Source organism: Cedecea neteri (assembly GCF_000758305.1).
Taxonomy (GTDB): Bacteria; Pseudomonadota; Gammaproteobacteria; order Enterobacterales; family Enterobacteriaceae; genus Cedecea; species Cedecea neteri_C.
On sequence record NZ_CP009458.1, the window covers coordinates 283,634 to 306,326 of the forward strand.

Below are 22,693 nucleotides of genomic sequence, written 5' to 3' on the forward strand. Positions count from 1 at the left end.
TCACCTCACGAAAGTTGCTGCTGCGGACGGCGGTAAGCCCAGACCATCATAATGATACCGGCAACAATCATCGGAATCGACAGGATCTGCCCCATGCTGATGTACTGCACCCAGGTGCCGGTGAACTGCGCATCAGGTTGGCGGAAGAATTCCACGATGATGCGGAACGCGCCGTAGCCAATCAGGAACAGACCAGAGACCGAGCCCATCGGGCGAGGCTTACGAATAAACAGGTTCAGGATGATGAACAGCACAACCCCTTCCAGCGCCAGCTCATAAAGCTGCGACGGGTGGCGAGGCAGTACACCGTAGGTATTGAACAGCGACTGCCATTCAGGGTGCGTAGCCAGCAGGCCAACGTCTTCACTGCGCGAGCCTGGGAACAGCATGGCGAAGCGGAAGTTCGGGTCAACGCGGCCCCACAGTTCGCCGTTGATGAAGTTGCCGAGACGGCCAGCCCCCAAACCAAACGGGATCAGCGGCGCAATAAAATCAGAGACCTGGAAGAAAGTACGTTTGGTGCGACGCGCAAACCAAATCATCACGCAGATAACACCGATCAGGCCGCCGTGGAAGGACATACCGCCGTCCCAGACTTTGAACAGGTAGAGAGGATCGGCAAGGAAGACCGGCAGATTGTAGAAGAAGACATAGCCCAGACGTCCCCCCAGGAACACGCCAAGGAACCCTGCATACAGCAGATTCTCTACTTCATTTTTCGTCCAGCCGCTGCCTGGGCGGCTGGCGCGGCGCCCGGCAAGCCACATGGCAAACACGAACCCAACCAAGTACATGAGCCCGTACCAGTGCAGGGAAACCGGCCCGATGGAGAAAAGCACCGGGTCAAATTCAGGGAAACGCAGATAGCCACTATTCATCTGTCACCACAAGCTATTGTTACCTCACCCAAAATAGAAGGTGAGTGGCAAGTACGCACCGCTCTCGATGCGCTCCGAAAGCAGCGGATCATAGCACAAACGGCCGGAGTGATTGATTATGGAAGTTGTAAAAGATGTGTAATGTCCCGGCGATACCGGGACATTGCGAACGGATCAACGCCCGCCGCGAATCAGGCCACCCATGCCACGCCGCTCCATAAAGGCCGCAACCTGATGGCGCACTTCCGTCGCCATTTGAGCCTCAAGTGTACGCTGAGCGAGCACCTCGGCCTCTTCAAGCTGGATATGGCGCAGCAGGTATTTAATACGTGCGACGGAACGGCCGTTCATTGAGAGATGACGGTAGCCCATCCCAACCAGAATCGCGACGCACATCGGGTCACCGGCCATTTCACCGCACAGGCACAGGTCGATGTCATAACGCTCCGCTTCACGCGCAATCAGGTTCAGCGTGCGCAGCATCGCCGGATGCAGGCTATCGTAAAGGTTAGCCACTCGGGTGTTGTTACGATCAACCGCAAGCAAATACTGCGTAAGGTCGTTTGTGCCAACGGAAATAAAATCAATACGCCCAGCCAGATGCCCCAACATGAACACCATGGACGGCACTTCAACCATTACCCCAAGCCTCAGCTTAGGCAGCTGATAGCCTAATTCCTCTTCGACTTCCCGGCCCGCACGATCGATAAGTCTGCGCGCATCATCGATCTCATCAATGCTGGTGATCATCGGCAGCAGGATACTCAAATTCCCCGTGGCCGCATTCGCCCGCAGCATTGCGCGGACCTGGATCAGAAAGATCTCTGGCTGATCCAGCGTAATACGGATACCTCGCCAGCCGAGACAAGGATTCTCTTCGCTGATGGGCATATACGGAAGCTGTTTATCCGCCCCAACGTCCAGCGTTCGCAGCGTCACAGGTTTGTCGTTAAACATCTGCAACATGCCCTGATACTGCGCAACCTGCTCTTCTTCAGACGGGAAACCGCTTTGCAGCATAAACGGAATTTCGGTGCGGTACAGCCCGATGCCGTCGATACGGCTGCCAAGCTGTTCTTCATGCTCAGGACTAAGCCCGGCATTCAGCATCACCTGCACCCGCTCGCCGCTTTTTAACGCCGCGGGCTGTTCCACATCATCTTCCGCCAGGCGACTAAGTTCGTTCTCCTCGGTCACCAGGCGCTGGTATTCCTGCAGCAGAACCGGCTCAGGATCCACCAGCAACTCACCGCGATAGCCGTCCACGATCAGCATACGGCGATGCAGCGCCGATGGCTGAATATCGGCCCCCATGACGGTTGGGATACCCAGTGCGCGGACCATAATGGCAGCATGAGAGTTTGCCGCACCATCGCGTACGACAACGCCCGCCAGACGGTTTTGCGGCAGTTCGGCAAGCGTGGTGGCTGAAAGCTCGTCGGCCACCAGCACAAAGCGTTCAGGCCAGGTATTCGGGCTTTGAATCGTGTCGTCGAGGTGGAACAACAGACGTTGCCCCAGCGCCCTGAGGTCGCCCGCCCGCTCTTTCAGGTAGCTGTCTGAAAGGCTGGCAAATTGTTCAGCGAATTTCTCCACCACCGTTTTCACCGCCCACTCCGCCACAAGGCCTTTATCCACTTCGGCAAAAAGCTCGCGGCGAAGGCGTGCGTCGGTCAGCAGGTGAGAATATAAATCGAAGATTGCCGCAGTCTCTTTCTGAGCCCCGGCGGCAAAACGCTTGCTGTAGCGGCGGAACTCCCCGGAAGCCTCTTCGAGCGCGGCGGTCAAACGCTCGCGCTCAAGTGCAGTATCGAGAGTCGACGCCTCAAACACTTGCTCCATCAGCGGGACGGTAGTGTCCATCCAGCCTTCGGCAATGGCCACCCCAGGTGATGCAGGCAGCGCGCGAATACGCGTCTGACGATATTGCCCAAACAGAGCCGCTAGCTGAGACTGGGATAATATCCCGGCCATCTGCGTTGCCAGCGTAACGAGGAAAGACTCTTCGCTCTCATCGTACTGCCGGTGCTCTCTTTGCTGGACAACCAACACCCCCAGAAGCTGACGGCGCTGGATAATAGGCACCCCGAGGAAAGCGCGAAAACGCTCCTCTTTTACCGCGGGCACATATTTAAAGCTGGGGTGTTTTTGCGCATCGGCAAGGTTAATCGGCTCCGCGAGCCGCCCAACCAGGCCAACAATACCTTCGTCAAAGGCAAGCGTGACGGTTCGGCCGCGAGGTTTCTTTAATCCACGCGTCGCCATAAGGTAAAAACAGCGGCGCTCGTGATCGGCGAGATAAACCGAGCAAACCTCGGTATCCATCGCAAGGCAGATGTCAGTCACCAAAATGTCCAGCGCCTCATTGAGACGCGGGGCACTAGCGACTTTTTCGACTATTTCTCGCAGACGGGTGAGCATTTTTCGCGTGACTTAACCTCTTTTACGTCGCCATGCAGGCGAGTTATTGCGTGGTGGCGTAACTTCCTGCAGTGGCATCACCACGCTGGCAAACTCTTTCATCACGCGGCGATAGACATCGCGCTTGAATGAAACAACCTGACGGACCGGATACCAATAACTGACCCAGCGCCAGCCATCAAATTCCGGCGTGCTGCTGGTTTGCATGTTGATCTCACCGTCGCTGCTCAGCAACTGCAAAAGAAACCATTTTTGTTTTTGGCCGATACAAACCGGCTTTGTGTCCCAACGCACCAAACGTTTAGGTAATTTGTAACGCAACCAGTTTCGGGTCGAGGCAAGAATGCGAACATCTTTTCTTTGTAGGCCGACTTCTTCGAAAAGCTCCCGGTACATTGCCTGTTCAGCGGACTCGCCAGGATTAATGCCCCCCTGAGGAAATTGCCAGGAATGTTGACCAAAGCGTCGCGCCCACATCACCTGTCCCTGCCGATTACATATTACGATCCCAACGTTGGGGCGGTAGCCATCATCATCGATCACCGGACTACCTCAAAACAAACTTAGATTGCATCGATTGTTTCATACAAGTGTCAGGCGGTAAACCACTCTCTCGGCGGCGTTTGCATGGAATAACATTTGAATAACTCACAAAAGATAGCCGGGTTATAAACAGGGGACGGTCAAAACCGGCGGTTTTATTCACTTTTTCTGTGGATATAACTGTGAAGAACTACCGAATTACATCGGGACAACTCGGGACAAGTAAAATCAGGAGCAATCCTAACACACATTAAAGTCTTTATATTTCATAATTATAATACTATAAAAATGACACATGAATTTCATAATGTGATGATCGTCACATATGAAGATCGCCTACTGATGAAAGATCGAGCAATGTCGTTTTTATCCACAGATTGTGCCAACAAGTTAGTCACAAATCGGTGATAAATTGTATTTTAGCGCCCCGTCAAGGCTGTAAATGGAACCAGTAGTCATGCTTTTTCCCAGTTATCCCACTTTTCTGTGGATAACATGGTGTAAGATCCTGTTCATTGTCAGTGACCAGATTTGGAAAAGCCTTATTAATGTTGCTGCAACGAAACGGCTGCCTTTAAAAACTCATTATAAATCAGAATATTGTTAATCTTATCCTCAGACGACTAAACTAAGCTTTCGCTGTGCACAAAGTGCGTTCATTTTTTAACCAAAAAACATCAATAGGTTATGCAACCAATACGTCCGCTCATCACGCCCCCACGCAGTGAAGCCGAGCTGCTCCAGCAGGCGCAAAGCGTCGCAGGTTACACCCTCGGCGAACTGGCGGCTTGCGCCGGCATAAAGACGCCGAAAGACCTGAAGAGAGATAAAGGCTGGATTGGCGTGCTGCTGGAGCTGTGGCTGGGTGCCAGCGCGGGCAGTAAACCCGAACAAGACTTTGCCGCTCTCGGGATCGAACTAAAAACGATCCCGGTGGATAGCCTTGGCCGCCCGCTGGAAACCACATTCGTCTGCGTCGCGCCGTTAACCGGTAATAGCGGCGTCATTTGGGAAACCAGCCATGTACGGCATAAGCTCAAGCGCGTACTGTGGATCCCGGTTGAGGGAGAAAGGCAGATCCCGCTTGCCGAGCGGCACGTCGGTTCTCCATTGTTATGGAGTCCTTCAGAAGAAGAAGAGCAGCAGCTGCGCCTGGACTGGGAAGAACTGATGGATCTGATTGTGCTGGGCCAGGTCGAACGCATTACCGCCCGTCACGGCGAAGTGCTGCAGCTGCGGCCAAAAGCCGCCAACAGTCGGGCGTTAACAGAGGCCATTGGTGCTGACGGCTCACCTATTCTCACGCTACCTCGCGGCTTCTACTTAAAGAAGAACTTCACTGCAGCCCTGCTCACACGGCACTTTACGCTCTGATAACCGCCGTAGGGAATGGAATCCAGGTTTCTGTCAGCAAGTGCCGGAGAATGTTACATTTCCCTTAGCCTATTAAGAATTTGCTGCTTTCCTTCCCCTGTTCATCAGGTTATTACTAGACTTATTAACGAGATCCCTTCCTGACGAGGAACCTAACGATGACTAAATGGGCAGTAGCAATCTCCGCCATTGGTCTTGCCTTTGCCGTTTCAGGCTGCAGCAGTGACTACGTAATGGCCACCAAAGATGGACGAATGATTTTGACCGAAGGCAAGCCGAAGGTCGATGAAGATACCGGCCTGGTAAGCTACCGTGACCAGCAAGGTAATGAAATGCAGATCAACCGCAACGATGTCTCCCAGATTATTGAGCGCTAATCTCCCAGGGTCAGCCCCTCGGCTGGCCTGATGATTTTTCTTCTTTTCCCCTCTTCCGCTTTGCTCCGGCCTCTGCCATGTTTATAGACCTTTTGTCGGGTAACGATGCCTGACGAGTCAAAAGAACAACAGGAAGCCGGCTATGCACTATCACCGTATCCCCCACAGTTCACTTGAAGTCAGCACGCTGGGGCTGGGAACCATGACCTTTGGTGAACAAAACAGCGAGGCCGATGCCCACCAACAGCTCGATTACGCAGTCAGTCAGGGCGTGAATCTGATTGATGTCGCGGAAATGTACCCGGTACCGCCGCGCCCGGAAACTCAGGGCCTAACCGAGAGCTATGTCGGCAGTTGGCTTAAAGCTCGCGGTAATCGCGAAAAGTTGGTTGTGGCTTCCAAAGTCACTGGCCCAACCCGCAACAACGACGCGGGCATCCGCCCAAACCAGATCCTCGACCGGAAAAACATCCGCGAAGCGTTGGATGCCAGCCTCAAGCGCCTGCAAACCGATTACCTCGACCTCTACCAGGTTCACTGGCCGCAGCGCCAGACCAACATGTTTGGCAAACTTGGCTACACCTGGAGCGACACGACCTCGCTGCCGGTAACGCTGCTGGAAACCCTTGAAGCGCTGACAGAGTGCCAGCGTGCCGGGAAAATTCGCTATATCGGCGTCTCGAACGAAACGCCGTGGGGCGTAATGCGCTATCTGCAGCTTGCGGAAAAACACGATCTGCCGCGCATTGTGACCATTCAAAACCCCTACAGTCTGCTAAACCGCAGCTTTGAAGTGGGCCTGTCTGAAATCAGCCAGCACGAAGGCGTTGAGCTGCTGGCTTATTCCTGCCTCGCCTTCGGCGTACTGTCGGGTAAATACCTTAACGGGGCCAAACCAGCGGGCGCTCGCAACACGCTGTTTAGCCGCTTTACGCGCTACAGCGGCGAGCAGTCGCAAAAAGCCGTGGCGGCCTACGTGGAGATAGCTAAACGCCATAATCTCGACCCGGCGCAAATGGCGCTGGCCTTCGTTCGCCGCCAGCCGTTTGTGGCCAGCACGCTGCTCGGTGCCACGACGCTTGACCAGCTGAAAACCAACCTTGAAAGCCTGCATTTGACGCTAAGCGAAGAGGTGATTGAGGAGATTGAAGCGGTGCATCGCATCTATACTTACCCTGCACCGTAAAAAATTAAGGCCCTCCAAAAGAGGGCCTTTTTGTTATTTCTGTTTGATTTGCCACAGCCAGAGCGCGCTAATCGCCAGCGCGAACACCGCCCCAAATCCAATACCAATGCCAACGATGGACGCCCCGGTTTTCACCGCCAGTGAGAACAGGCCCAGCATCAAAAGCATGGCCGTGTTTTCACCCAGGTTTTGCACAGCAATGGCGTTACCGGCCCCGACCGTGTGCTTGCCGCGCTCCTGCAGCAGCGCGTTGAGCGGCACCACGAAGAAACCACCCAACAGGCCAATCAACACCAGCAAAGCGTAAGAAGGCAGCAGAGAATGCTGGAGAGCAAAAATCAGTACGCCAACGCCAATTAAAATCCCGGCAGGCATGCAGCGGGCGACGGTTTCCAGCGTCACCAGTTTCGCGGCTGCCCCGGCCCCTACCACAATCCCAACGGCAACCATCGCGTTAAGGTAAGTCGGCGTCGCGTTATCCGTGATCCCTAACGCCACCGGCACCCACAGCACCAGCAGGAAGCGCAGCGTCACGCCCGCTCCCCAGAACAGGCTTGTGCCTACCAGCGAGAAGCGCGTTTCTCCGCTGCGCCAAAGGCTGCGGCAGGCGGAAAAGAAGCTGTGCGTCATCGGCTTGAAACGCCATGACTGACCGGGGCGCGCGGCGGCAAGTTTAGGAATAAAGACGTTGGCAACCACCGCCCCACCGTATACCAGCGCACAGACAACCAGCGCCGCCGTCAGGTTCCAGTCTGCCAGCACGCCGCCGGCAACGGATCCCAGCAGGATCGCCGCAATGGTAGAGGACTCCATCAGGCCGTTGGCCTTCACCAACCGATCGCCCGTGGTCAGCTCGCCAAGAATGCCGTATTTAGCCGGTGAATAGGCCGCCGCGCCGATGCCCACCAGCGTATAGCCGACAAACGGATTTAGCCCCAGCGCGATAACCGCCGCACCAACAAGCTTCATACTGTTCGCCAGCATCATCACTCGCCCTTTGGCGAAGCTGTCGGCTACCTGCCCTACAAACGGCGCAAAGAGGATATATGCACCGACAAACACCATTTGCAGCACCGGCTGGCTCCAGTCCGGGTAGAACTGCTGCTTGAGCACCGCGAGCGTGGCGAACAGCAGCGCGTTATCACCAAAAGCCGATAAAAACTGCGCCGCGGTCACCGCCATCATGCCGCGAGACCACAAAGAACCGCTATTGCCAGCCTGTTCAGCCATGGGCTTTCTCCGCTTCATCAACCTGTGCTTTCAGGGTGACAAAATCTGGTTTTCCGCTGCCTAACACCGGCAGTTGCTTGAGGAAGCGAATATCGCGCGGCACCGCCAGCTCAGGCACACCGTGCTCACGCGCATAATGCAGAAGTTTTTCGCGGTTAAGCTCGCTGTCGGTGGTAAACATCACCAAGGCTTCGCCTTTGGCGGCGTCGTGCTTCACCACCGTGGCATGCAGCTTGTCAGGCGAAATGCCGATAGCCATCTGCTCAACCATCTCAAGCGACACCATCTCCCCGGCGATTTTGGCAAAACGCTTCGCACGCCCCTGGATCACGCAATAGCCCTGCTCGTCAAAGGTCACGATATCGCCGGTGTCGTACCAGCCGGGTTCCATTTCGCCGAGGCCGTTTTCAGCTTCAGGCTTCTCCAGCACGCCCGGATTTTCCACACGCAGATAGCCGTTCATGATGTTTGGCCCTTTCAGCTGCAGCCTTCCGCCCTGCTCAATACCTGGCACCGCCAGCAGGCGAGCATCCATTGCCGGGAGAATACGGCCCACTGTGCCCGGCTTAGCCGCCATCGGCACGTTGATAGACACCACCGGCGCGCACTCGGTCACGCCGTAGCCTTCCAGAATGCGCAGGCCAAATTTGTCCTGCCACAGCTGCTTAGTGCTTTCCTGCAGCTTTTCTGCCCCGGCAACCACATAGCGCAGGCGGAAGAAATCATACGGATTAGCAAAACGGGCATAGTTGCCGAGGAACGTCGAAGTACCAAACACCACCGTACAATTGCGGTCGTAAATGAGCTCCGGTACCACACGGTAATGCAGCGGACTTGGATAAAGGAACACTTCCGCCCCGGTCAGCAAAGGCGTGAACAGCCCCACCGTCAGACCAAAAGAGTGGAAGAGCGGCAGCGCGGACATAAACCGGTCATCGGCGGTGAAATCCGCGATAGTGCGAATCTGCTCTACGTTGGCCAGCAGGCTTTTATGGCTGTGCACCACGCCTTTTGGGTTGCCTTCCGAGCCGGAGGTAAACAGCACCATCGCCGCGTCTTCCGGCTGCTGCTTCACCTGGGCCAGGCGAGGCGCAAGCAGATGAGCAAAGATCCACACTTTATCCTGCAGAGTGATGGTCGATCTTAAATCTTCCAGATAAACCCACCGCACCTGCGTCAGCTGTTCCGGCAGGTGCCACAGCTTGCCCTTTTCCAGGAACTGTCGGGAGGTAAAGACCGTCTTGATTTGCGCCGCAGTAATCGCGCTGGTCAGCCCTTTTACGCCGGCCGTGTAGTTCATCATCGCCGGAATGCGGCCGCGTGAAGAAGCGCCAAAAATTACCGCCGCGCTGATCGCTGCGTTCGGCAGCATCAAACCAATGGTTTCACCCTGTTTGCTGTATTTATCGAGAATTCGGCCTACAAATAGCGTTTTTTTCAGCAGCGAGCTGTAGGTATCTGGCTTGAAGTTAATGTCTTCAATACAGTTTTTACGCGAACCGTAACGATCCTTCGCCGCCAGCAGCGCCTCAAAAAGTGTCTCACGCGGGCGCACGGCCATACGCGCTTCCATCATGATTTGGTGCAGCATCTCGCCGGCCATTTTACGACGATCCCGGGCCCGTGGGGCTTCCGGCATTGCAATGGAGGTTGGAGGTAAAAGATGCAGACTAATGCGTGGGAAAGCCCGGCGTTTTACCAGTCCTTTCAGGCGGCTAAAGAAAGTCAGCTCCGCGCCGTCGATGCGCAAAGGCACAACCGTGGCCTGTGCTTTAGCTGCCACAAACCCGGCGCCATCATAGATTTTCATCAACGACCCGGTCACGCTGATGCGCCCTTCCGGGAAAATCACCACCGGACGCCCCTGCTCCACCAGACGTACCAGATGCTTGATAGACATCGGCTTGGTCGGGTCCAGCGGGACAAAATCAATCAGCGGCTTAAGCCAGCGCATAAACCACTGCTGGCTAATTGAGGAGTAGACCGCGAATACCGGGCGCACCGGCAAGAAGAGTGCAACCAGGATCCCATCCAGAAACGAGACGTGGTTCGGCACAATCAGCACCCGCTGTCCTTGAAGCACCTGCGGATCGCCGGAAAGCGTTACCCGGAACAGAATGCGAAATAGCGCGCGGAAAAAAGCAAAAAGCATAGCGACTCTCTTTGTCGTCTGTCGGTCAGCATTAAGTGTAGAGTCGCAGAGTACACCAGTTGCGTTAAGTGCGGGAGGGGGCTCAAAAAATGGCAAAAAAAAACCTGCGCATCTGCGCAGGTTGGTGCAAAAGAATTGTACTCAGCAGAGTACCAGGAATTCTCACCAATCAATACCTCTGGGATCTGAATTGTCTCGTGCCGCCAGCGGCGAAACCAGCGGCAAAAAGCAAAGGAATGAGCCCAAGTGCAACCAGGTGTTTAAATTCTCGATTCTTGTTACAGGCGGCGGGATTCAGGCAAAAAAAAACCTGCGCATCCGCGCAGGTTGGTGTAATTCATAGGATCAGCAAATAATCGCTGACTTCACCTATCAATACCTCTGGGACCACAAATGTAGCAGCGGCGTCTTCTATTAAGCTACGCTGAAATCGCAACAGCCGACTGCAAAATGTAAGCAAAGATTTGAGCGGAAACGTTTAAAAATCCGCGACATGCACTAAAAAGAGGCAACTGAGTGAGGCAAGTGTAACCGTTACACGCTTTCGCCTTGATTTTGTTCTACTTTGCGATACACCCATCAGTTGTTGCCTTGCAGTCATCAGGGATTTCCGTAAAACTAAACGCAGTGTAAACGATTACCCCTAACAGGAAGGCTTTTCATGGCGACAATTAAGGATGTGGCTCGGCTGGCTGGTGTGTCTGTCGCCACAGTTTCGCGCGTCATCAACCACTCCCCAAAAGCCAGCGATGCCTCAAAGCAGGCGGTGAATAGCGCTATGGAAGCGCTGAACTATCATCCCAACGCTAATGCACGAGCGCTTGCCCAACAGGCCACTGAAACCATTGGTCTGATCGTGGGCGACGTTTCCGACCCCTTCTTTGGCGCAATGGTCAAAGCCGTGGAGCAGGTTGCCTACCGCACCGGCAACTTCTTACTTATCGGCAACGGCTACCACAGCGAACAAAAAGAGCGCCAGGCCATCGAACAGCTTATTCGCCACCGCAGCGCTGCGCTGGTCGTTCACGCCAAAAAGCTTCCTGACGACGAGCTGATTTCGCTGATGAAGCAAATCCCCGGCATGGTGCTCATCAACCGCATTGTGCCAGGGTTTGAGCAGCGCTGCGTTGCGCTGGATGACCGCTACGGCGCCTGGCTCGCTACGCGCCATTTGATCCAGCAGGGGCACACCCGTATCGGCTACATCTGTTCCAACCACCAGATATCGGACGCAGAAGACCGCCTCCAGGGTTACTACGACGCACTCCGCGAGCACAATATTCCCATCAACGAGCGCCTGGTCACCTTTGGTGAACCCGATGAAAGCGGCGGCGAGCAGGCTCTGACGGAGCTTCTGGGGCGCGGCAAAAACTTCACCGCAGTAGCCTGCTACAACGACTCAATGGCCGCCGGGGCGATGGGCGTGCTGAACGACAACGGCATTGATGTTCCCGGTGAGATTTCGCTGATTGGCTTTGATGACGTGTTAATTTCACGCTACGTGCGGCCAAAGCTGACCACGGTTCGCTATCCGATTGTGACTATGGCGACTCAGGCAGCAGAGCTCGCACTGGCGCTGGCCGAAAACCTGCCGCTGCCGGAAATCACCCATATGTTCAGCCCGACGCTGGTTCGCCGCCACTCGGTGGCTTCTCCAGGCGACAACAGTTAAAGCGTGAGTTGATAAAGATGTACGGGCTGGTCGGGGTAATCCAGCCCATCGCCAATGTAGCGCCAGCCAAACCGCTCATAATAGGCCTTACAGGCCGAATAGAGATACAAAGACTCAAAACCCAACCCACGGGCATATTCTACGACGTGCCGCTGCAAAAGCTCGCCCAGCCCCTTTCCTCGCTGGCTTTCATCAATATACAGCGCCGCCAGCCAGGGCCAGAGATCCTGCCGACTGATCAAATCGCAGCGCCACAGTCCCACGGTCCCCACCATCTTTTCTCCCTCCAGCGCAATAAACGTCAGGGGCATTTCGCCTTCCCGTTGGCTGGTGGCAACAATAGAGGCAAAAAAGTCTCGGCTTTCCTGACTGCCAAACGCCTGCCAAAGCCACTCCGTCACTTGTTCTGCATGCTGAGGGGCCTGGTACAACGGGACAATTTTCACAACGATATACTCCTAAAAAACCACACCAAATTCTGAAAGCGTGATCTGGTACGACAATTTGCACGGCGAAACGGCAAGGCCGCTTGTGAGCGAAACTCCTGTGATAAACTGCTGGAAAATCGCGACAGCGTCCAGATCGGGAAGGAAACAATGGTAACAATGTTAGATGTCTCGTTACGCGCAGGGGTTTCCAAAGCGACGGTATCTCGCGTGTTAAACGGCACCGGACAGGTTAAAGCAAGCACCCGCGAACAGGTGTTTAAGGCCATGGAAGAACTGGGCTATAAGCCTAATTTTCTGGCACGATCGCTGGCAAACCGCAGCAGCAACAGCATCGGGCTGGTTGTCTCCACCTTTGATGGTTTCTACTTCGGTCGTCTGCTGCAGCAGGCTTCACGCCGCACGGAATTCTACGGTAAACAGCTGATCGTCACCGACGGGCATGACACGCCGGAAAAAGAGCTGGACGCTGTCCAAATGCTGGCGGATCGGCACTGTGATGCCATTGTGCTGTACACGCGTTTTATGAGCGAGCGGGCGTTAATGTCGTTGATGGATGCCATTCAGGTACCGCTGGTCGTCATTAACCGGGACGTTCCCCAGGCCCGAGAACGTTGCGTCTTTTTCGAACAGCAGGATGCCGCCTTTCAGGCTACCGAATACCTGATCCAGCAAGGTCACCGGGAAATTGCCTGCATTACCGTGCCTATTACCACACCAACCGGCAAGGCGCGCCTGATGGGTTACCGGAAAGCACTGCAAAAACATGGCATTGCGTGGGATGAGAACCGGGTGAAATACGGAGATTCCAGTATGACTGAAGGGCACCATCTGTGCCAGGAGCTGCTGACCAGCGGCGTGACCTTCAGCGCGCTGTTTTCCTGCAACGATGATATGGCGCTGGGTGCCTCGAAAGCGCTGCACCAGGCCGGGATCCGTATTCCACAGGATATTTCGCTGTTCGGCTTTGACGACGCGCCGAGTGCCCAGTGGCTGGAGCCAGCGCTGTCATCCGTCTATTTGCCCATCGACAACATGATCATTACCGCCATCGATCAGGCCATTAAGCTGGCGAGCGGCGAACCGTTAGCTCCAATCCCGCCATTTGTGGGGACGCTGGTACTGAGGGATTCCGTTGCGCCCGGCCCCTTTTTCGAAGCCGGACGCAAAGTCTCAAAGTAGCTCGAGCGCCAGCAACTCCTGAATCGTCTGGCGGCGGCGAATCAGGCGCGCGCTGCCGTTATCAAACAGCACTTCCGGCAGCAGCGGGCGGCTATTGTAGTTAGATGACATCGAAGCCCCGTATGCGCCGGTATCGTGTAAGACCAGGTAATCACCCGGTTTTACCGGAGGCAGCAGGCGGGTTTCTACCTTGCCGCCTTCCTGCTGGGTAAATACATCCCCGGACTCACACAGCGGCCCCGCCACAACCGTTTCTTTCGGCTGCAGAGCGGACAAATCCCGCCCGTCGCCCGCCAGCGCAGAAATATGGTGATAGCTGCCGTACATAGACGGACGCATCAGATCGTTAAAACCGGCGTCGATCAGCACAAAGTGACGGGATCCCATATCTTTCACCGCACGCACCTGCGAAACCAGTACCCCTGCTTCCGCCACCAGGAAACGCCCCGGTTCGATCTCCAGCTTCACCGGATGCCCCAGATGAGCGGCAATTTTTTCACGCGCGGTATTCCACAGCCCGTAATAATGATCGGTATTGATCGTTTCCTCCCCTTCGCGGTAAGGAATAGACAGCCCGCCACCGGCCGAAATCGCCTCAAGATCCTGGCCGAAATCGATCACCTGCTGCACCATCGCGCCACAAACCTGCTCCAGATGGCCATAATCCACGCCGGAACCAATGTGCATATGAATACCGACCAGATGGATCCCGTAACGCTGCATAGCTTCCAGCGCTTTTGGCATATCGCTCAGCCAAATGCCGTGCTTGCTGTTCTCACCGCCGGTGTTGGTTTTCTGGCTATGCCCGTGCCCAAAGCCCGGGTTAATACGCAGCCAGACACGGTGCTCCGGCGAGACTTCGCCGAGCTGGTGCAGCATATCCACAGACCCGATGTTGACCGGAATTTTCTGCTCGGCCACCAGCGCCAGCGTGGCGTTATCAATTACGTCGGCGGTAAAGACGATATCATCCGGGTTTTCCAGCGGCTTGTAGCCTGCCGCCAGCGCGCGCTCGATTTCACCCTGCGACACAGAATCCACCTTCACGCCCTGCTCACGCATCAGTTTCAGGATGTGGATATTCGAGCACGCCTTTTGGGCAAAACGAATCACATCGAACTGGCGCAGCTGGGAAATTTGCTGGCGAATGATCTCCGCGTCATATACCCAAACCGGACAGCCAAATTCGGCGGGCAGGGTCAGCAAGTTTTGCGCGTTCAGCGCGGTGGTGGTGTCGTGCAGCGAGCGTGGCATGGTGAACTCCGGGTAAACGTCATTTTCTTTATTACGCCACAGAGAGTGAGGGATAAAAAATATCGTTTTCTAGCGAGTCTATTCAAATATGATATGGTTTAGAGAATACCCCTCACCCTAACCCTCTCCCCAGAGGGTTAGGGTGAGGGGACAGTAAATAGTCCCGAAGCAATTTCTGTTTCTTCCTCGCCCTTCCAGGGAGAGAGCCAGAATGAAAGAGATCACTCCCGGCCTCGAGCAAACTAGTTTTTCCCCCTCGCCCTTCCAGGAAGAGAGAGTGATCGCACCCGGCTTCAGGCAAACTAGTTTTTCCCCCTCGCCCTTCCAGGGAGAGGGCCGGGGTGAGGGTAAACAACTTCAGCGGAACAAAACCATGCCAGCCATCAACCTGCGCCACATCGAAATCTTCCACGCCGTGATGACTGCCGGCAACCTCACCGAAGCCGCAGGCCTGCTGCACACCTCCCAGCCTACGGTCAGCCGGGAACTGGCGCGCTTTGAAAAGCTCATCGGCCTGCAGCTGTTCGAGCGCAGCCGGGGCCGCCTTTACCCCACCGTTCAGGGGCTGCGGCTGTTTGAAGAGGTTCAACGCTCCTGGTACGGGCTGGATCGTATTATTAATGCCGCCGAAAGCCTGCGTGAGTTCCGCCAGGGCGAACTTTCCATCGCCTGCCTGCCGGTATTTTCCCAGTCCTTTTTACCGCGCCTGATGCAGCCGTTTCTGGCCCGCTACCCGGATCTCAGCCTGAATATCGTGCCGCAAGAATCCCCGCTGCTGGAAGAATGGCTGTCAGCCCAGCGCCATGACCTTGGCCTGACGGAAAACGTCACCACGCCCGCCGGAACGGAGCGCCAGACCTTACTCACGCTGAATGAGGTTTGCGTACTGCCCGCCGGGCACAAGCTCGCCGCAAAAGCAGAACTTACGCCGCAGGATTTTGCCGGGGAGAATTACATCAGCCTGTCGCGGACCGACAACTATCGCCAGCTGCTGGACTCGCTGTTTCAGGAACATGACGTCAAGCGAAGAATGGTGGTGGAAACCCACAGCGCGGCGTCCGTTTGCGCGATGGTTCAGGCGGGAGCTGGCGTGTCTATCGTCAACCCGCTAACCGCGCTGGATTACCACGAGCGAGGTGTTGTCGTACGTCGGTTCAGCGTGGCGGTGCCTTTTACCGTCAGCCTGATTCGCCCCCTGCACCGCCCGGCATCAGCGCTGGTCAGCGCGTTCAGCGACCACCTACAGCACAACATGCATCTGTATAGCGACCCGCTCAACGCGCTGCTCAACCGATAGCTTACTGTCCGGTCACCGGCTGCTGATGCCCCGTGCCGTTACTAAAGTTAATCAGGCAAAGTATCAGGCCAACCACTGCCAGCGCGGCAGCGGCGACCGGCACCGCCGTCAGGCCGAAGCCACGGTCAATGACCGTGCCGCCGACCCAGGCACCGAGCGCATTGCCCACGTTAAAGGCCGCAATATTCAGCGTGGACACCAGATTAGGCGCTTCCTTGCCGTGCAGCACCACGTTGATTTGCAGCGCCGGTACGGTAGCAAACGCCGCCATAGCCCACAGGAACAGCGTAATTTCCGCCAGCCATGCGGCGTGGCTGGTCCAGCTGAACAGTAACGAGAAGACGGCAATCAGGCTAAAGCTAAGGATCAGGCTGAACGAGACCCGCCAGTCCGCCAGCCGTCCGCCCAGAATATTCCCCACCGTCAGCCCTGCGCCAATCAGGAACAGCGTCCAGCTCACGCCCTCTGGCGTAATGCCCGTCACCTGCAACAGCATCGGCGCCACATAGCTGAACAGCGCGAACATCGCCGCAGAGAAGAACACCGTCATGCTGAGGGACAACCACAACTTGCCGTGCGCCAGCGCTTTGATTTCGCTTTTTAAGTCAGTGGCCTCTTCATCTTTTTGCGACGGCAGACTAACCACCAGCGCGAGAAAGGCAATCACCCCGATAACGGCCACGCCCCAGAAAGTGGCTCGCCAGCCGTAAAGCTGCCCGAACCAGGTGCCAATCGGCACGCCCAGCACGTTAGCCAGCGTCAAGCCGGTAAACATCAGCGCCACCGCCGAAGCTTTGCGCCCGGCAGGTACAAGGCTTGCCGCTACGACAGCACCAATCCCGAAGAACGCGCCATGGCACAGCGCCGTAATCACGCGCGCCAGCATCAGGAAGTTGTAGCTCAGCGCGAGAGCGCACAGCAGATTGCCAACAATGAAAATCACCATCAGCAAAATTAACGACAGCTTGCGCGGCAGTCGGGCGGTCAGCAGCGCCATGATGGGCGCGCCAATGGCAACCCCCAGCGCGTAGCCGCTGATAAGCCAGCCGGCGACGGGAATGGAGACATGGAGATCCCCTGCCACTTCGGGCAGCAGTCCCATAATCACGAACTCCGTCGTGCCGATGGCGAACGCACTCATCGCCAGCGCCAGTAAGGAAACAGGCATTGTATAACTCCCGGTTACGAACATGATGAAAGGCCATTACGAAATGCAACGGTCTGCAAAGTGAGGATTTCAGAGGAGCAGCTTTTTGGAATAATGTGCGCTACATAACAAATTTATAACACATTAGCGGCCGGGCATGACCCGGCTCGTCGTGGGGGAAAAACGGTGCTTTCAATTATTTAATTGATATAGAAGGATAAACTCTTACTCTTCACCGCACATAAAGCGAACTGCATCGGCGGCGTGGATCGCGGCGGTATCAAATACCGGCAGTGGGCAGTCCTGCTGGCTGAGCAGCAAGCCAATTTCGGTACAGCCGAAAATAACCCCTTCCGCCCCCTGCGCCTGCAGCGCCTGAATCACCTGCTGGTAATAGCGTTTCGACTCAGGGTTGATCACCCCGAGGCACAGCTCATCGAAGATTATCTGGTTGATACACTGGCGCTGAGAGTCATCAGGAATAATCGAGCGGATCCCGAACTGCGCCTGCAGGCGGCCACGATAGAAATCCTGCTCCATGGTGTAGCGCGTGCCCAGCAAGGCCACCTGGCTTACGCCGTGCGCCGCAATCACCCGCCCGGTAGCGTCAGCGATATGCAGAAACGGCAGCGAGCAGCGGGATTCAATATGCTCCGCGACTTTGTGCATGGTGTTCGTACACAGCACAATGCCTTCAGCCCCGGCCTTTTGCAGTCCCAGCGCTGCGTCGGCCAGCATCTCACCGGCCTTGTCCCACTCCCCCGCAGACTGGCAGGCCTCAATCTCGTGAAAATCGACGCTGTGCAGCACAATTTTGGCCGAATGCAGCCCGCCCAGACGTTGCTTGATCCCTTCGTTAATTAACCGGTAGTAAGGAATGGTGGATTCCCAGCTCATGCCGCCCAGCAGCCCAATCGTTTTCATTCTTATCCCCTGTTTGCTATTTCCCTCCGGTTATAACCCTTATTCCGGCAAGAAAAAAGCCTCAGAAGAGAGAGGCTGAAAACGATTGAGGGGGCTAAACAACACCCGAATTTTTCTTATGATCCGACACAATATTGCGCAATAACACGAAGCCGCTGCCGCCTATAAAGCCCACTAGCGTAGCCAAAACGACAATAAGAGTTTTACCTGGCCCCTCTTTCCTCAGCGGTAGAGAAGGAGCCATTTGGTAACGAAAAGGCTGGAAGTGTACGTCGCTAAATTCGACCTTCGCCAGCTTAGTCAAATAGTGCTCACGGTTTTGAACGCTGGCATTAAGCTCTGCCGCATCTTTAAGCGATGACTCGATTTTCAATTTTTCAGCCAGACCGTCAGCGCCCAGGGCAACCGAATAGTCAGGATCGTCCTTAACCGCCTGCCCATGACTGTATACCGGTTTTTTAATACCGGCAGCGTTGGCCACTTCCAAAGAGTAACCCAACCGCTGGATATTCACTTTATGCTGATTCGCAAGATTTATCTTATCCAGTTGCAGCCTGTCTTTCTCTACTGCATTTTTCAACTCAACGGCATAACGTAAATTTTGAAGCGTATCCTGATTGACACGCCGGGTAATAAAATCAATGTAGCCGCTAAGCACATTCCGGGATTCTTCAGCATTCGGTCCGGTGAAGCTTAACGTCCATGAAGAATACGATGTCGCATTTGCGAGCTTAGGATCTGCATTATTTACTGCTTTAAATTTAACAGCAGCCCCCTGAATGACGCGATGTAATTTAGCTTTATCATTCGCATTTTGTGTATCGACAAGCTGTTTGACATAATTAGAGTTAGCTAAATACTCTTCACGCAATGCCAGGGAATCAAAATCTTTCAGGAAATTTTGATAAATATGCTCAGCACCATTATTGACAGCAACGTCCAGTACGGTCAGTTGGACCGTTGCACGCTGAAGTTCAATCAGCTGTGACGCTTCTGGTGGAGTAATCACGGCCTGACTCGACCATTTCTGGGGCATCAGAAAGCTGCCGCATAAACCAGCCAGCACGGCAGACAAGGTGATAGACATAATCGTCTTTTTGGCCGCGTATAGCATCCCCAGTAGCTCGATAAGATCGATTTCCTGGTGTGACTCAGCCTCCAGAGGAAATAGACGGGGATCATCCCTGGTAGTACCTTTCAATCTAAGTTCAGACATGTAAACCAACTCATATATAAGTGCCAGACAAAAAGCTCTGGCTAGAAAACACAATTTTAAAAAAGGACAATTACAACAATTTAAGCACTTAAATTTAACATTGAATTTATCACCCTGAGTAAATCGATGTCACCGCAAATGAAAAAGGAGTAATTATAAATTTCCTCCGTGGAAACATCATTAATATCAATATATAAGGCGATATAATTCTGAAAGCGAATTGATTAAAAAACAAAAACCTCTGATTCGCCGAAAAATAAATAAACCAGAGGCGTAGCGTAGAGGTATTAGATATTTATTGAAACACACCGGGGGGGTGATAAGTCTTTTCCTACAAGCTACAAAGCAGCTGCTTACGACAATACCAGCTCTTCTTCCCCCCAGAACCGGGCAATTTCGGCCTGAACCCAGTCGCTAAAATAACCGACACGCGGCAGCTCCCGCTTGCCCTGGGGGACCTCCAGCCAGTAGCCGTTCCCGCTTTCAAGCTCCAGCTCCGCCAGCGGCACCAATAACCCGCCACGTAGCTCATTGCGAATCATCATCCTGTCTAGCACTGCGTAACCCGCCCCGGTCACGCAGGCGTTGATCACCTGATCCTCGGTGCTGAACTCAAGCCCGCCGGAAAGCAGGCTGTCGTTTTCTCCCGTCGCCTCCAGCCAGCGCGACCAGTTATCCAGCCGAATCTCGCCATTCAGAATATGCAGCTGCGGCTGTGAGGCCAGCGGTGGGAAAACCCCGTCGATCATCAGCAATGGGCTGGCAACCAGCAGCAGCTTTTCATGGCACAGCCACTGTCCCCGTCCTTCGCTTTCCTGGCGGGTGCCAAAACGGATAGCGCAGTCAAAATCACTGTATTTCTGCCGGGTTTCACTGATAAGGGCAATTTGTAGCTGCCCGTTACGCTGGCGAAGTGCCACCAGCCGCGGAGCCAGCCAGCGCGTGGCAAAAGTCGGGGCAACCTGGAGACGCAGGTGCTGCAGTGGGTTGCGTAGCTGAACGTGGCACACGCCCTCTTCAAGAATATCCAGCGACTGACGCACCACCGGCAGCAGCAGCATCGCGTCCTGGGTCAACTCCAGCCCGCTGTGGGTACGCACGAAGAGCAGTTTGCCCAGAAACGCTTCGAGCTGTTTGATTTGCCGACTGGCCGCGCTCTGGGTAATGCACAAGGCCTGCGCCGCTTTGCTAAAGCTAAGCGTCCGGCAAGTCTCTTCAAAGACCCTTAACATACTGAGTGACGGGAGTTTTCTCATTATTGTCATTATCCGCGGGCAAGCGCCAGTCATGTTAATAATATGTTTCTAACCTGCCCTGAAACACCATCCCCCACCGCACCTATTTCTGCAAAACAGGAGGAGGATCACATGCGTTTTTTGCCTGGGGGTATGACTAAAACGCACTCGCCTGCTGAGGCGCTTTGCTGCCACATTGTTAACGTACTTGAAACATAAAAAATACAAATACCCTACAAAACCACCTCACAGGAGGAGGCATCATGTCCCACCTGACACAACAGTACACCCGTATGGATGACGTGCCGTTAAACCGTTTCCATATCAAAATCGCCGGCCTGACCTTCGGCGCACACTTTACCGACGGCTACGTGCTCGGCGTCATCGGCTTCGCGCTGGCCCAGATCAAACCTCAAATGGGGTTAACCCCCTTCTGGGAAGGGATGCTCGGCAGCTCGGCGTTGATCGGCCTGTTTCTCGGCAGCCTGGTGTTGGGCTGGATCTCCGATTACGTTGGCCGCCAGAAGATCTTCTGCTTCAGCTTCGTGGTGATCACGCTCGCTTCGGCGCTGCAGTTTTTCGCCACAACGCCAGAACAGTTGTTCTTTTTGCGGGTAATGGTCGGCATCGGCCTCGGCGGCGACTTCTCCGTCGGCCACACCATGCTGGCGGAGTTTTCCCCCCGTAAACACCGCGGAGTGCTGCTCGGTTCATTCAGTGTGATCTGGACCTTTGGCTACGTGGCCGCAGGCTTTGCCGGACACTTCTTAACGGCGCTTGGCCCGGACGCCTGGCGCTGGCTGCTCTCTTCTTCCGCCCTACCCGCGCTGATTATCCTGCTGATGCGCATCGGCACGCCGGAATCCCCACGCTGGCTGATGGGCAAGGGGCGACGAGAACAAGCAATGGCGATTGTCCATAAACACTTCGGCCCTAACGTGCTGCTGGTGGATGAAGCCCCCGTCGCCTCAAAACAGCGCTTTATGTCTCTGTTCGGGCCGAAATACCGCCGCCGCACCGCCTTCAACAGTCTGTTTTTTGTCTGCCTGGTGATCCCGTATTTCGCCATCTACACCTTCCTGCCGTCGATTCTGCAGGTGATGGGCCTGAACAATAACTTCACCACCGACCTGCTGCTGAACGCCCTGCTGATCGTCGGCGCCCTCGTGGGGATCCTGTTGACCGTCGTTTGCTCACGTCGTGGCTTCCTGATCGGTTCATTTGTCTTCCTCGCCGCCTGCCTGGTGATGCTCAGCATCATTCCGGTCAGCCAGTCAGGCTGGCTAATTCTGTTCTTTGCCGCATTCACTTTGGTGATGTCAGCGGTCAGCAATCTGGTGGGCGTCTTCCCGGCAGAAAGCTTCCCAACGGAAGTGCGCTCGATGGGCGTCGGTTTTGCCACCTCAATGAGCCGCCTCGGCTCTGCCATCGGTACCGGTTTACTGCCGCTGGCCATTCTGAATTACGGCATGCAGGCCACCACCGCCATGCTGGCGCTGATCCTCATCATCGGTGCCGTTGTCTCTCTCGCCTGGGCGCCTGAAACCAAAGGGTTAACCCTGGTGGATGCCGCTCACGATCCGGCCCAGCGCCACGGCAATGCCGCCGCTGAACCGGCTAAATAACGCTCACGCTTAACAGGAGAAGTCTCGTGGAAATGTATATCGGAGAAGGGTTTGAAGGTAACGGCGTTAACGCCTCGCACATCAACATCATGATTGGCCCACGCAGCGGCGTGGTTGGCCAGGCGTTTTCCAGCAGCCTCGCTTCGCCAAGTCAGGGTCACTGCCCGTTTATGGTGGTGATCAAGCCTAACGTTCCGGCCAAACCGATGACGCTGTACGTCAACAAAGCGGAAATCAGCGGCGAGCTGCACGGCAACGCTACCTGGGGGGCTTCTCAGGCCGCCATTGCCAAAGCGGTCACCGAAGCGCTGCTGGACGGCACGCTGCCGCCGGAAGCGGAAGACAACTGGTGCATCGTCACCGCCAACTGGGTGAACCCCGGTTGCAACGATATCGATGAGGTGTACCACAACAACTACCGCGCCTGCCGTCAGGCCATCCGCGCGGCGATGGGCAAATTGCCGCAGCGCAGCCAGATTGCTGACGCCCTGCCGCAGCTCGGCAACCCTTTCTACACCCCTAAAGCCTGAGGAG

The 22,693-nt window shown here is 55.2% G+C and carries 19 protein-coding genes; 8 read left to right on the forward strand and 11 right to left on the reverse strand.

Going from position 1 to position 22,693, the window contains the following annotated elements; translation table 11 throughout:
* Positions 1-5: 5 nt before the first annotated feature.
* From lgt to rppH, 3 genes are all read right to left on the reverse strand, one after another.
* Positions 6-878, reverse strand: coding sequence for a prolipoprotein diacylglyceryl transferase (lgt, locus tag LH23_RS01340; RefSeq protein WP_008458462.1), 873 nt, complete (start codon positions 876-878; stop codon positions 6-8).
* Positions 879-1,052: 174 nt separating this feature from the next.
* Entirely contained in the window at positions 1,053-3,299 is a 2,247-nt protein-coding gene (gene ptsP / locus LH23_RS01345) for a phosphoenolpyruvate--protein phosphotransferase (protein WP_039287351.1), read from the reverse strand.
* 12 nt (positions 3,300-3,311) lie between these two features.
* Positions 3,312-3,842, reverse strand: coding sequence for an RNA pyrophosphohydrolase (gene rppH, locus LH23_RS01350; RefSeq protein ID WP_008458467.1), 531 nt, complete (start codon positions 3,840-3,842; stop codon positions 3,312-3,314).
* A gap of 687 nt (positions 3,843-4,529) precedes the next feature.
* Here rppH and mutH point away from each other — a divergent pair.
* The 3 genes from mutH (at position 4,530) to LH23_RS01365 (ending at position 6,779) form a co-directional block, all read left to right on the forward strand.
* Entirely contained in the window at positions 4,530-5,216 is a 687-nt protein-coding gene (gene mutH, locus LH23_RS01355; RefSeq protein WP_039287355.1) for a DNA mismatch repair endonuclease MutH, read from the forward strand.
* Between the two features lie 158 nt (positions 5,217-5,374).
* Positions 5,375-5,593, forward strand: a complete 219-nt coding sequence (locus LH23_RS01360) for a YgdI/YgdR family lipoprotein (RefSeq protein ID WP_008458470.1) — start codon at positions 5,375-5,377, stop codon at positions 5,591-5,593.
* Positions 5,594-5,735: 142 nt separating this feature from the next.
* On the forward strand, positions 5,736-6,779 hold the full coding sequence (locus LH23_RS01365; RefSeq protein WP_039287358.1) for an NADP(H)-dependent aldo-keto reductase: 1,044 nt from the start codon (positions 5,736-5,738) through the stop codon (positions 6,777-6,779).
* A 33-nt stretch (positions 6,780-6,812) separates the two neighbouring features.
* Here LH23_RS01365 and lplT read toward each other — a convergent pair whose 3' ends face one another.
* Together lplT and aas are read right to left on the reverse strand one after the other, a co-directional pair.
* On the reverse strand, positions 6,813-8,009 hold the full coding sequence (gene lplT / locus LH23_RS01370) for a lysophospholipid transporter LplT (protein WP_039287361.1): 1,197 nt from the start codon (positions 8,007-8,009) through the stop codon (positions 6,813-6,815).
* Positions 8,002-10,161 (reverse strand): bifunctional acyl-ACP--phospholipid O-acyltransferase/long-chain-fatty-acid--ACP ligase, encoded by a 2,160-nt coding sequence (gene aas / locus LH23_RS01375; protein ID WP_039287364.1) that lies wholly within the window; start codon positions 10,159-10,161, stop codon positions 8,002-8,004. The genes lplT and aas overlap by 8 nt, the downstream gene beginning before the upstream one ends.
* 661 nt (positions 10,162-10,822) lie before the next feature.
* Here aas and galR point away from each other — a divergent pair.
* Positions 10,823-11,833 (forward strand): HTH-type transcriptional regulator GalR, encoded by a 1,011-nt coding sequence (galR, locus tag LH23_RS01380; protein ID WP_039287369.1) that lies wholly within the window; start codon positions 10,823-10,825, stop codon positions 11,831-11,833.
* Here the strand turns inward: galR and LH23_RS01385 are convergent.
* Positions 11,830-12,279 (reverse strand): GNAT family N-acetyltransferase, encoded by a 450-nt coding sequence (locus LH23_RS01385; protein ID WP_039287372.1) that lies wholly within the window; start codon positions 12,277-12,279, stop codon positions 11,830-11,832. The genes galR and LH23_RS01385 overlap by 4 nt on opposite strands.
* A 150-nt stretch (positions 12,280-12,429) precedes the next feature.
* On the opposite strand from LH23_RS01385, the gene LH23_RS01390 reads away from it, so the two are divergent.
* Positions 12,430-13,461, forward strand: coding sequence for a LacI family DNA-binding transcriptional regulator (locus LH23_RS01390; protein WP_071842682.1), 1,032 nt, complete (start codon positions 12,430-12,432; stop codon positions 13,459-13,461).
* On the opposite strand, the gene lysA is transcribed toward LH23_RS01390, so the two are convergent.
* Entirely contained in the window at positions 13,453-14,715 is a 1,263-nt protein-coding gene (gene lysA, locus LH23_RS01395; protein WP_039287378.1) for a diaminopimelate decarboxylase, read from the reverse strand. The genes LH23_RS01390 and lysA overlap by 9 nt on opposite strands.
* A gap of 373 nt (positions 14,716-15,088) precedes the next feature.
* Between lysA and LH23_RS01400 the strand changes: the two genes are divergently transcribed.
* A complete protein-coding gene (locus LH23_RS01400) occupies positions 15,089-16,012 on the forward strand; it encodes a LysR family transcriptional regulator (protein WP_039287383.1) in 924 nt (307 codons plus the stop codon).
* A gap of 1 nt (position 16,013) precedes the next feature.
* Here the strand turns inward: LH23_RS01400 and LH23_RS01405 are convergent, their stop codons facing one another.
* The 4 genes from LH23_RS01405 to LH23_RS01420 all read right to left on the reverse strand — a co-directional run bounded on the left by LH23_RS01405 (position 16,014) and on the right by LH23_RS01420 (position 20,555).
* A complete protein-coding gene (locus LH23_RS01405) occupies positions 16,014-17,180 on the reverse strand; it encodes an MFS transporter (RefSeq protein ID WP_039287386.1) in 1,167 nt (388 codons plus the stop codon).
* Positions 17,181-17,384: 204 nt separating this feature from the next.
* Entirely contained in the window at positions 17,385-18,083 is a 699-nt protein-coding gene (locus tag LH23_RS01410) for an aspartate/glutamate racemase (RefSeq protein ID WP_039287389.1), read from the reverse strand.
* 94 nt (positions 18,084-18,177) lie between these two features.
* Positions 18,178-19,299, reverse strand: coding sequence for an LPS O-antigen length regulator Wzz(fepE) (wzz(fepE), locus tag LH23_RS01415; RefSeq protein ID WP_039287392.1), 1,122 nt, complete (start codon positions 19,297-19,299; stop codon positions 18,178-18,180).
* Positions 19,300-19,652: 353 nt separating this feature from the next.
* The gene (locus LH23_RS01420; protein ID WP_039287395.1) at positions 19,653-20,555 is read right to left on the reverse strand and encodes a LysR substrate-binding domain-containing protein; all 903 of its coding nucleotides are present in this window, start codon (positions 20,553-20,555) and stop codon (positions 19,653-19,655) included.
* A gap of 242 nt (positions 20,556-20,797) precedes the next feature.
* Between LH23_RS01420 and LH23_RS01425 the strand changes: the two genes are divergently transcribed.
* Positions 20,798-22,159, forward strand: coding sequence for an MFS transporter (locus LH23_RS01425; protein WP_039287397.1), 1,362 nt, complete (start codon positions 20,798-20,800; stop codon positions 22,157-22,159).
* Between the two features lie 26 nt (positions 22,160-22,185).
* Positions 22,186-22,689 (forward strand): formaldehyde-activating enzyme, encoded by a 504-nt coding sequence (gene fae, locus LH23_RS01430; RefSeq protein WP_008458495.1) that lies wholly within the window; start codon positions 22,186-22,188, stop codon positions 22,687-22,689.
* Positions 22,690-22,693 lie beyond the last annotated feature (4 nt).

Bases quoted from the DNA above. Each gene is read 5' to 3' on its own strand.
- lgt (WP_008458462.1), bottom strand. From the start codon at position 878: ATGAATAGTGGCTATCTGCGTTTCCCTGAATTTGACCCGGTGCTTTTC.
- ptsP (WP_039287351.1), bottom strand. From the start codon at position 3,299: ATGCTCACCCGTCTGCGAGAAATAGTCGAAAAAGTCGCTAGTGCCCCG.
- mutH (WP_039287355.1), top strand. From the start codon at position 4,530: ATGCAACCAATACGTCCGCTCATCACGCCCCCACGCAGTGAAGCCGAG.
- LH23_RS01360 (WP_008458470.1), top strand. From the start codon at position 5,375: ATGACTAAATGGGCAGTAGCAATCTCCGCCATTGGTCTTGCCTTTGCC.
- LH23_RS01365 (WP_039287358.1), top strand. From the start codon at position 5,736: ATGCACTATCACCGTATCCCCCACAGTTCACTTGAAGTCAGCACGCTG.
- lplT (WP_039287361.1), bottom strand. From the start codon at position 8,009: ATGGCTGAACAGGCTGGCAATAGCGGTTCTTTGTGGTCTCGCGGCATG.
- aas (WP_039287364.1), bottom strand. From the start codon at position 10,161: ATGCTTTTTGCTTTTTTCCGCGCGCTATTTCGCATTCTGTTCCGGGTA.
- galR (WP_039287369.1), top strand. From the start codon at position 10,823: ATGGCGACAATTAAGGATGTGGCTCGGCTGGCTGGTGTGTCTGTCGCC.
- LH23_RS01390 (WP_071842682.1), top strand. From the start codon at position 12,430: ATGGTAACAATGTTAGATGTCTCGTTACGCGCAGGGGTTTCCAAAGCG.
- lysA (WP_039287378.1), bottom strand. From the start codon at position 14,715: ATGCCACGCTCGCTGCACGACACCACCACCGCGCTGAACGCGCAAAAC.
- LH23_RS01400 (WP_039287383.1), top strand. From the start codon at position 15,089: ATGCCAGCCATCAACCTGCGCCACATCGAAATCTTCCACGCCGTGATG.
- LH23_RS01405 (WP_039287386.1), bottom strand. From the start codon at position 17,180: ATGCCTGTTTCCTTACTGGCGCTGGCGATGAGTGCGTTCGCCATCGGC.
- LH23_RS01410 (WP_039287389.1), bottom strand. From the start codon at position 18,083: ATGAAAACGATTGGGCTGCTGGGCGGCATGAGCTGGGAATCCACCATT.
- LH23_RS01420 (WP_039287395.1), bottom strand. From the start codon at position 20,555: ATGAGAAAACTCCCGTCACTCAGTATGTTAAGGGTCTTTGAAGAGACT.
- LH23_RS01425 (WP_039287397.1), top strand. From the start codon at position 20,798: ATGTCCCACCTGACACAACAGTACACCCGTATGGATGACGTGCCGTTA.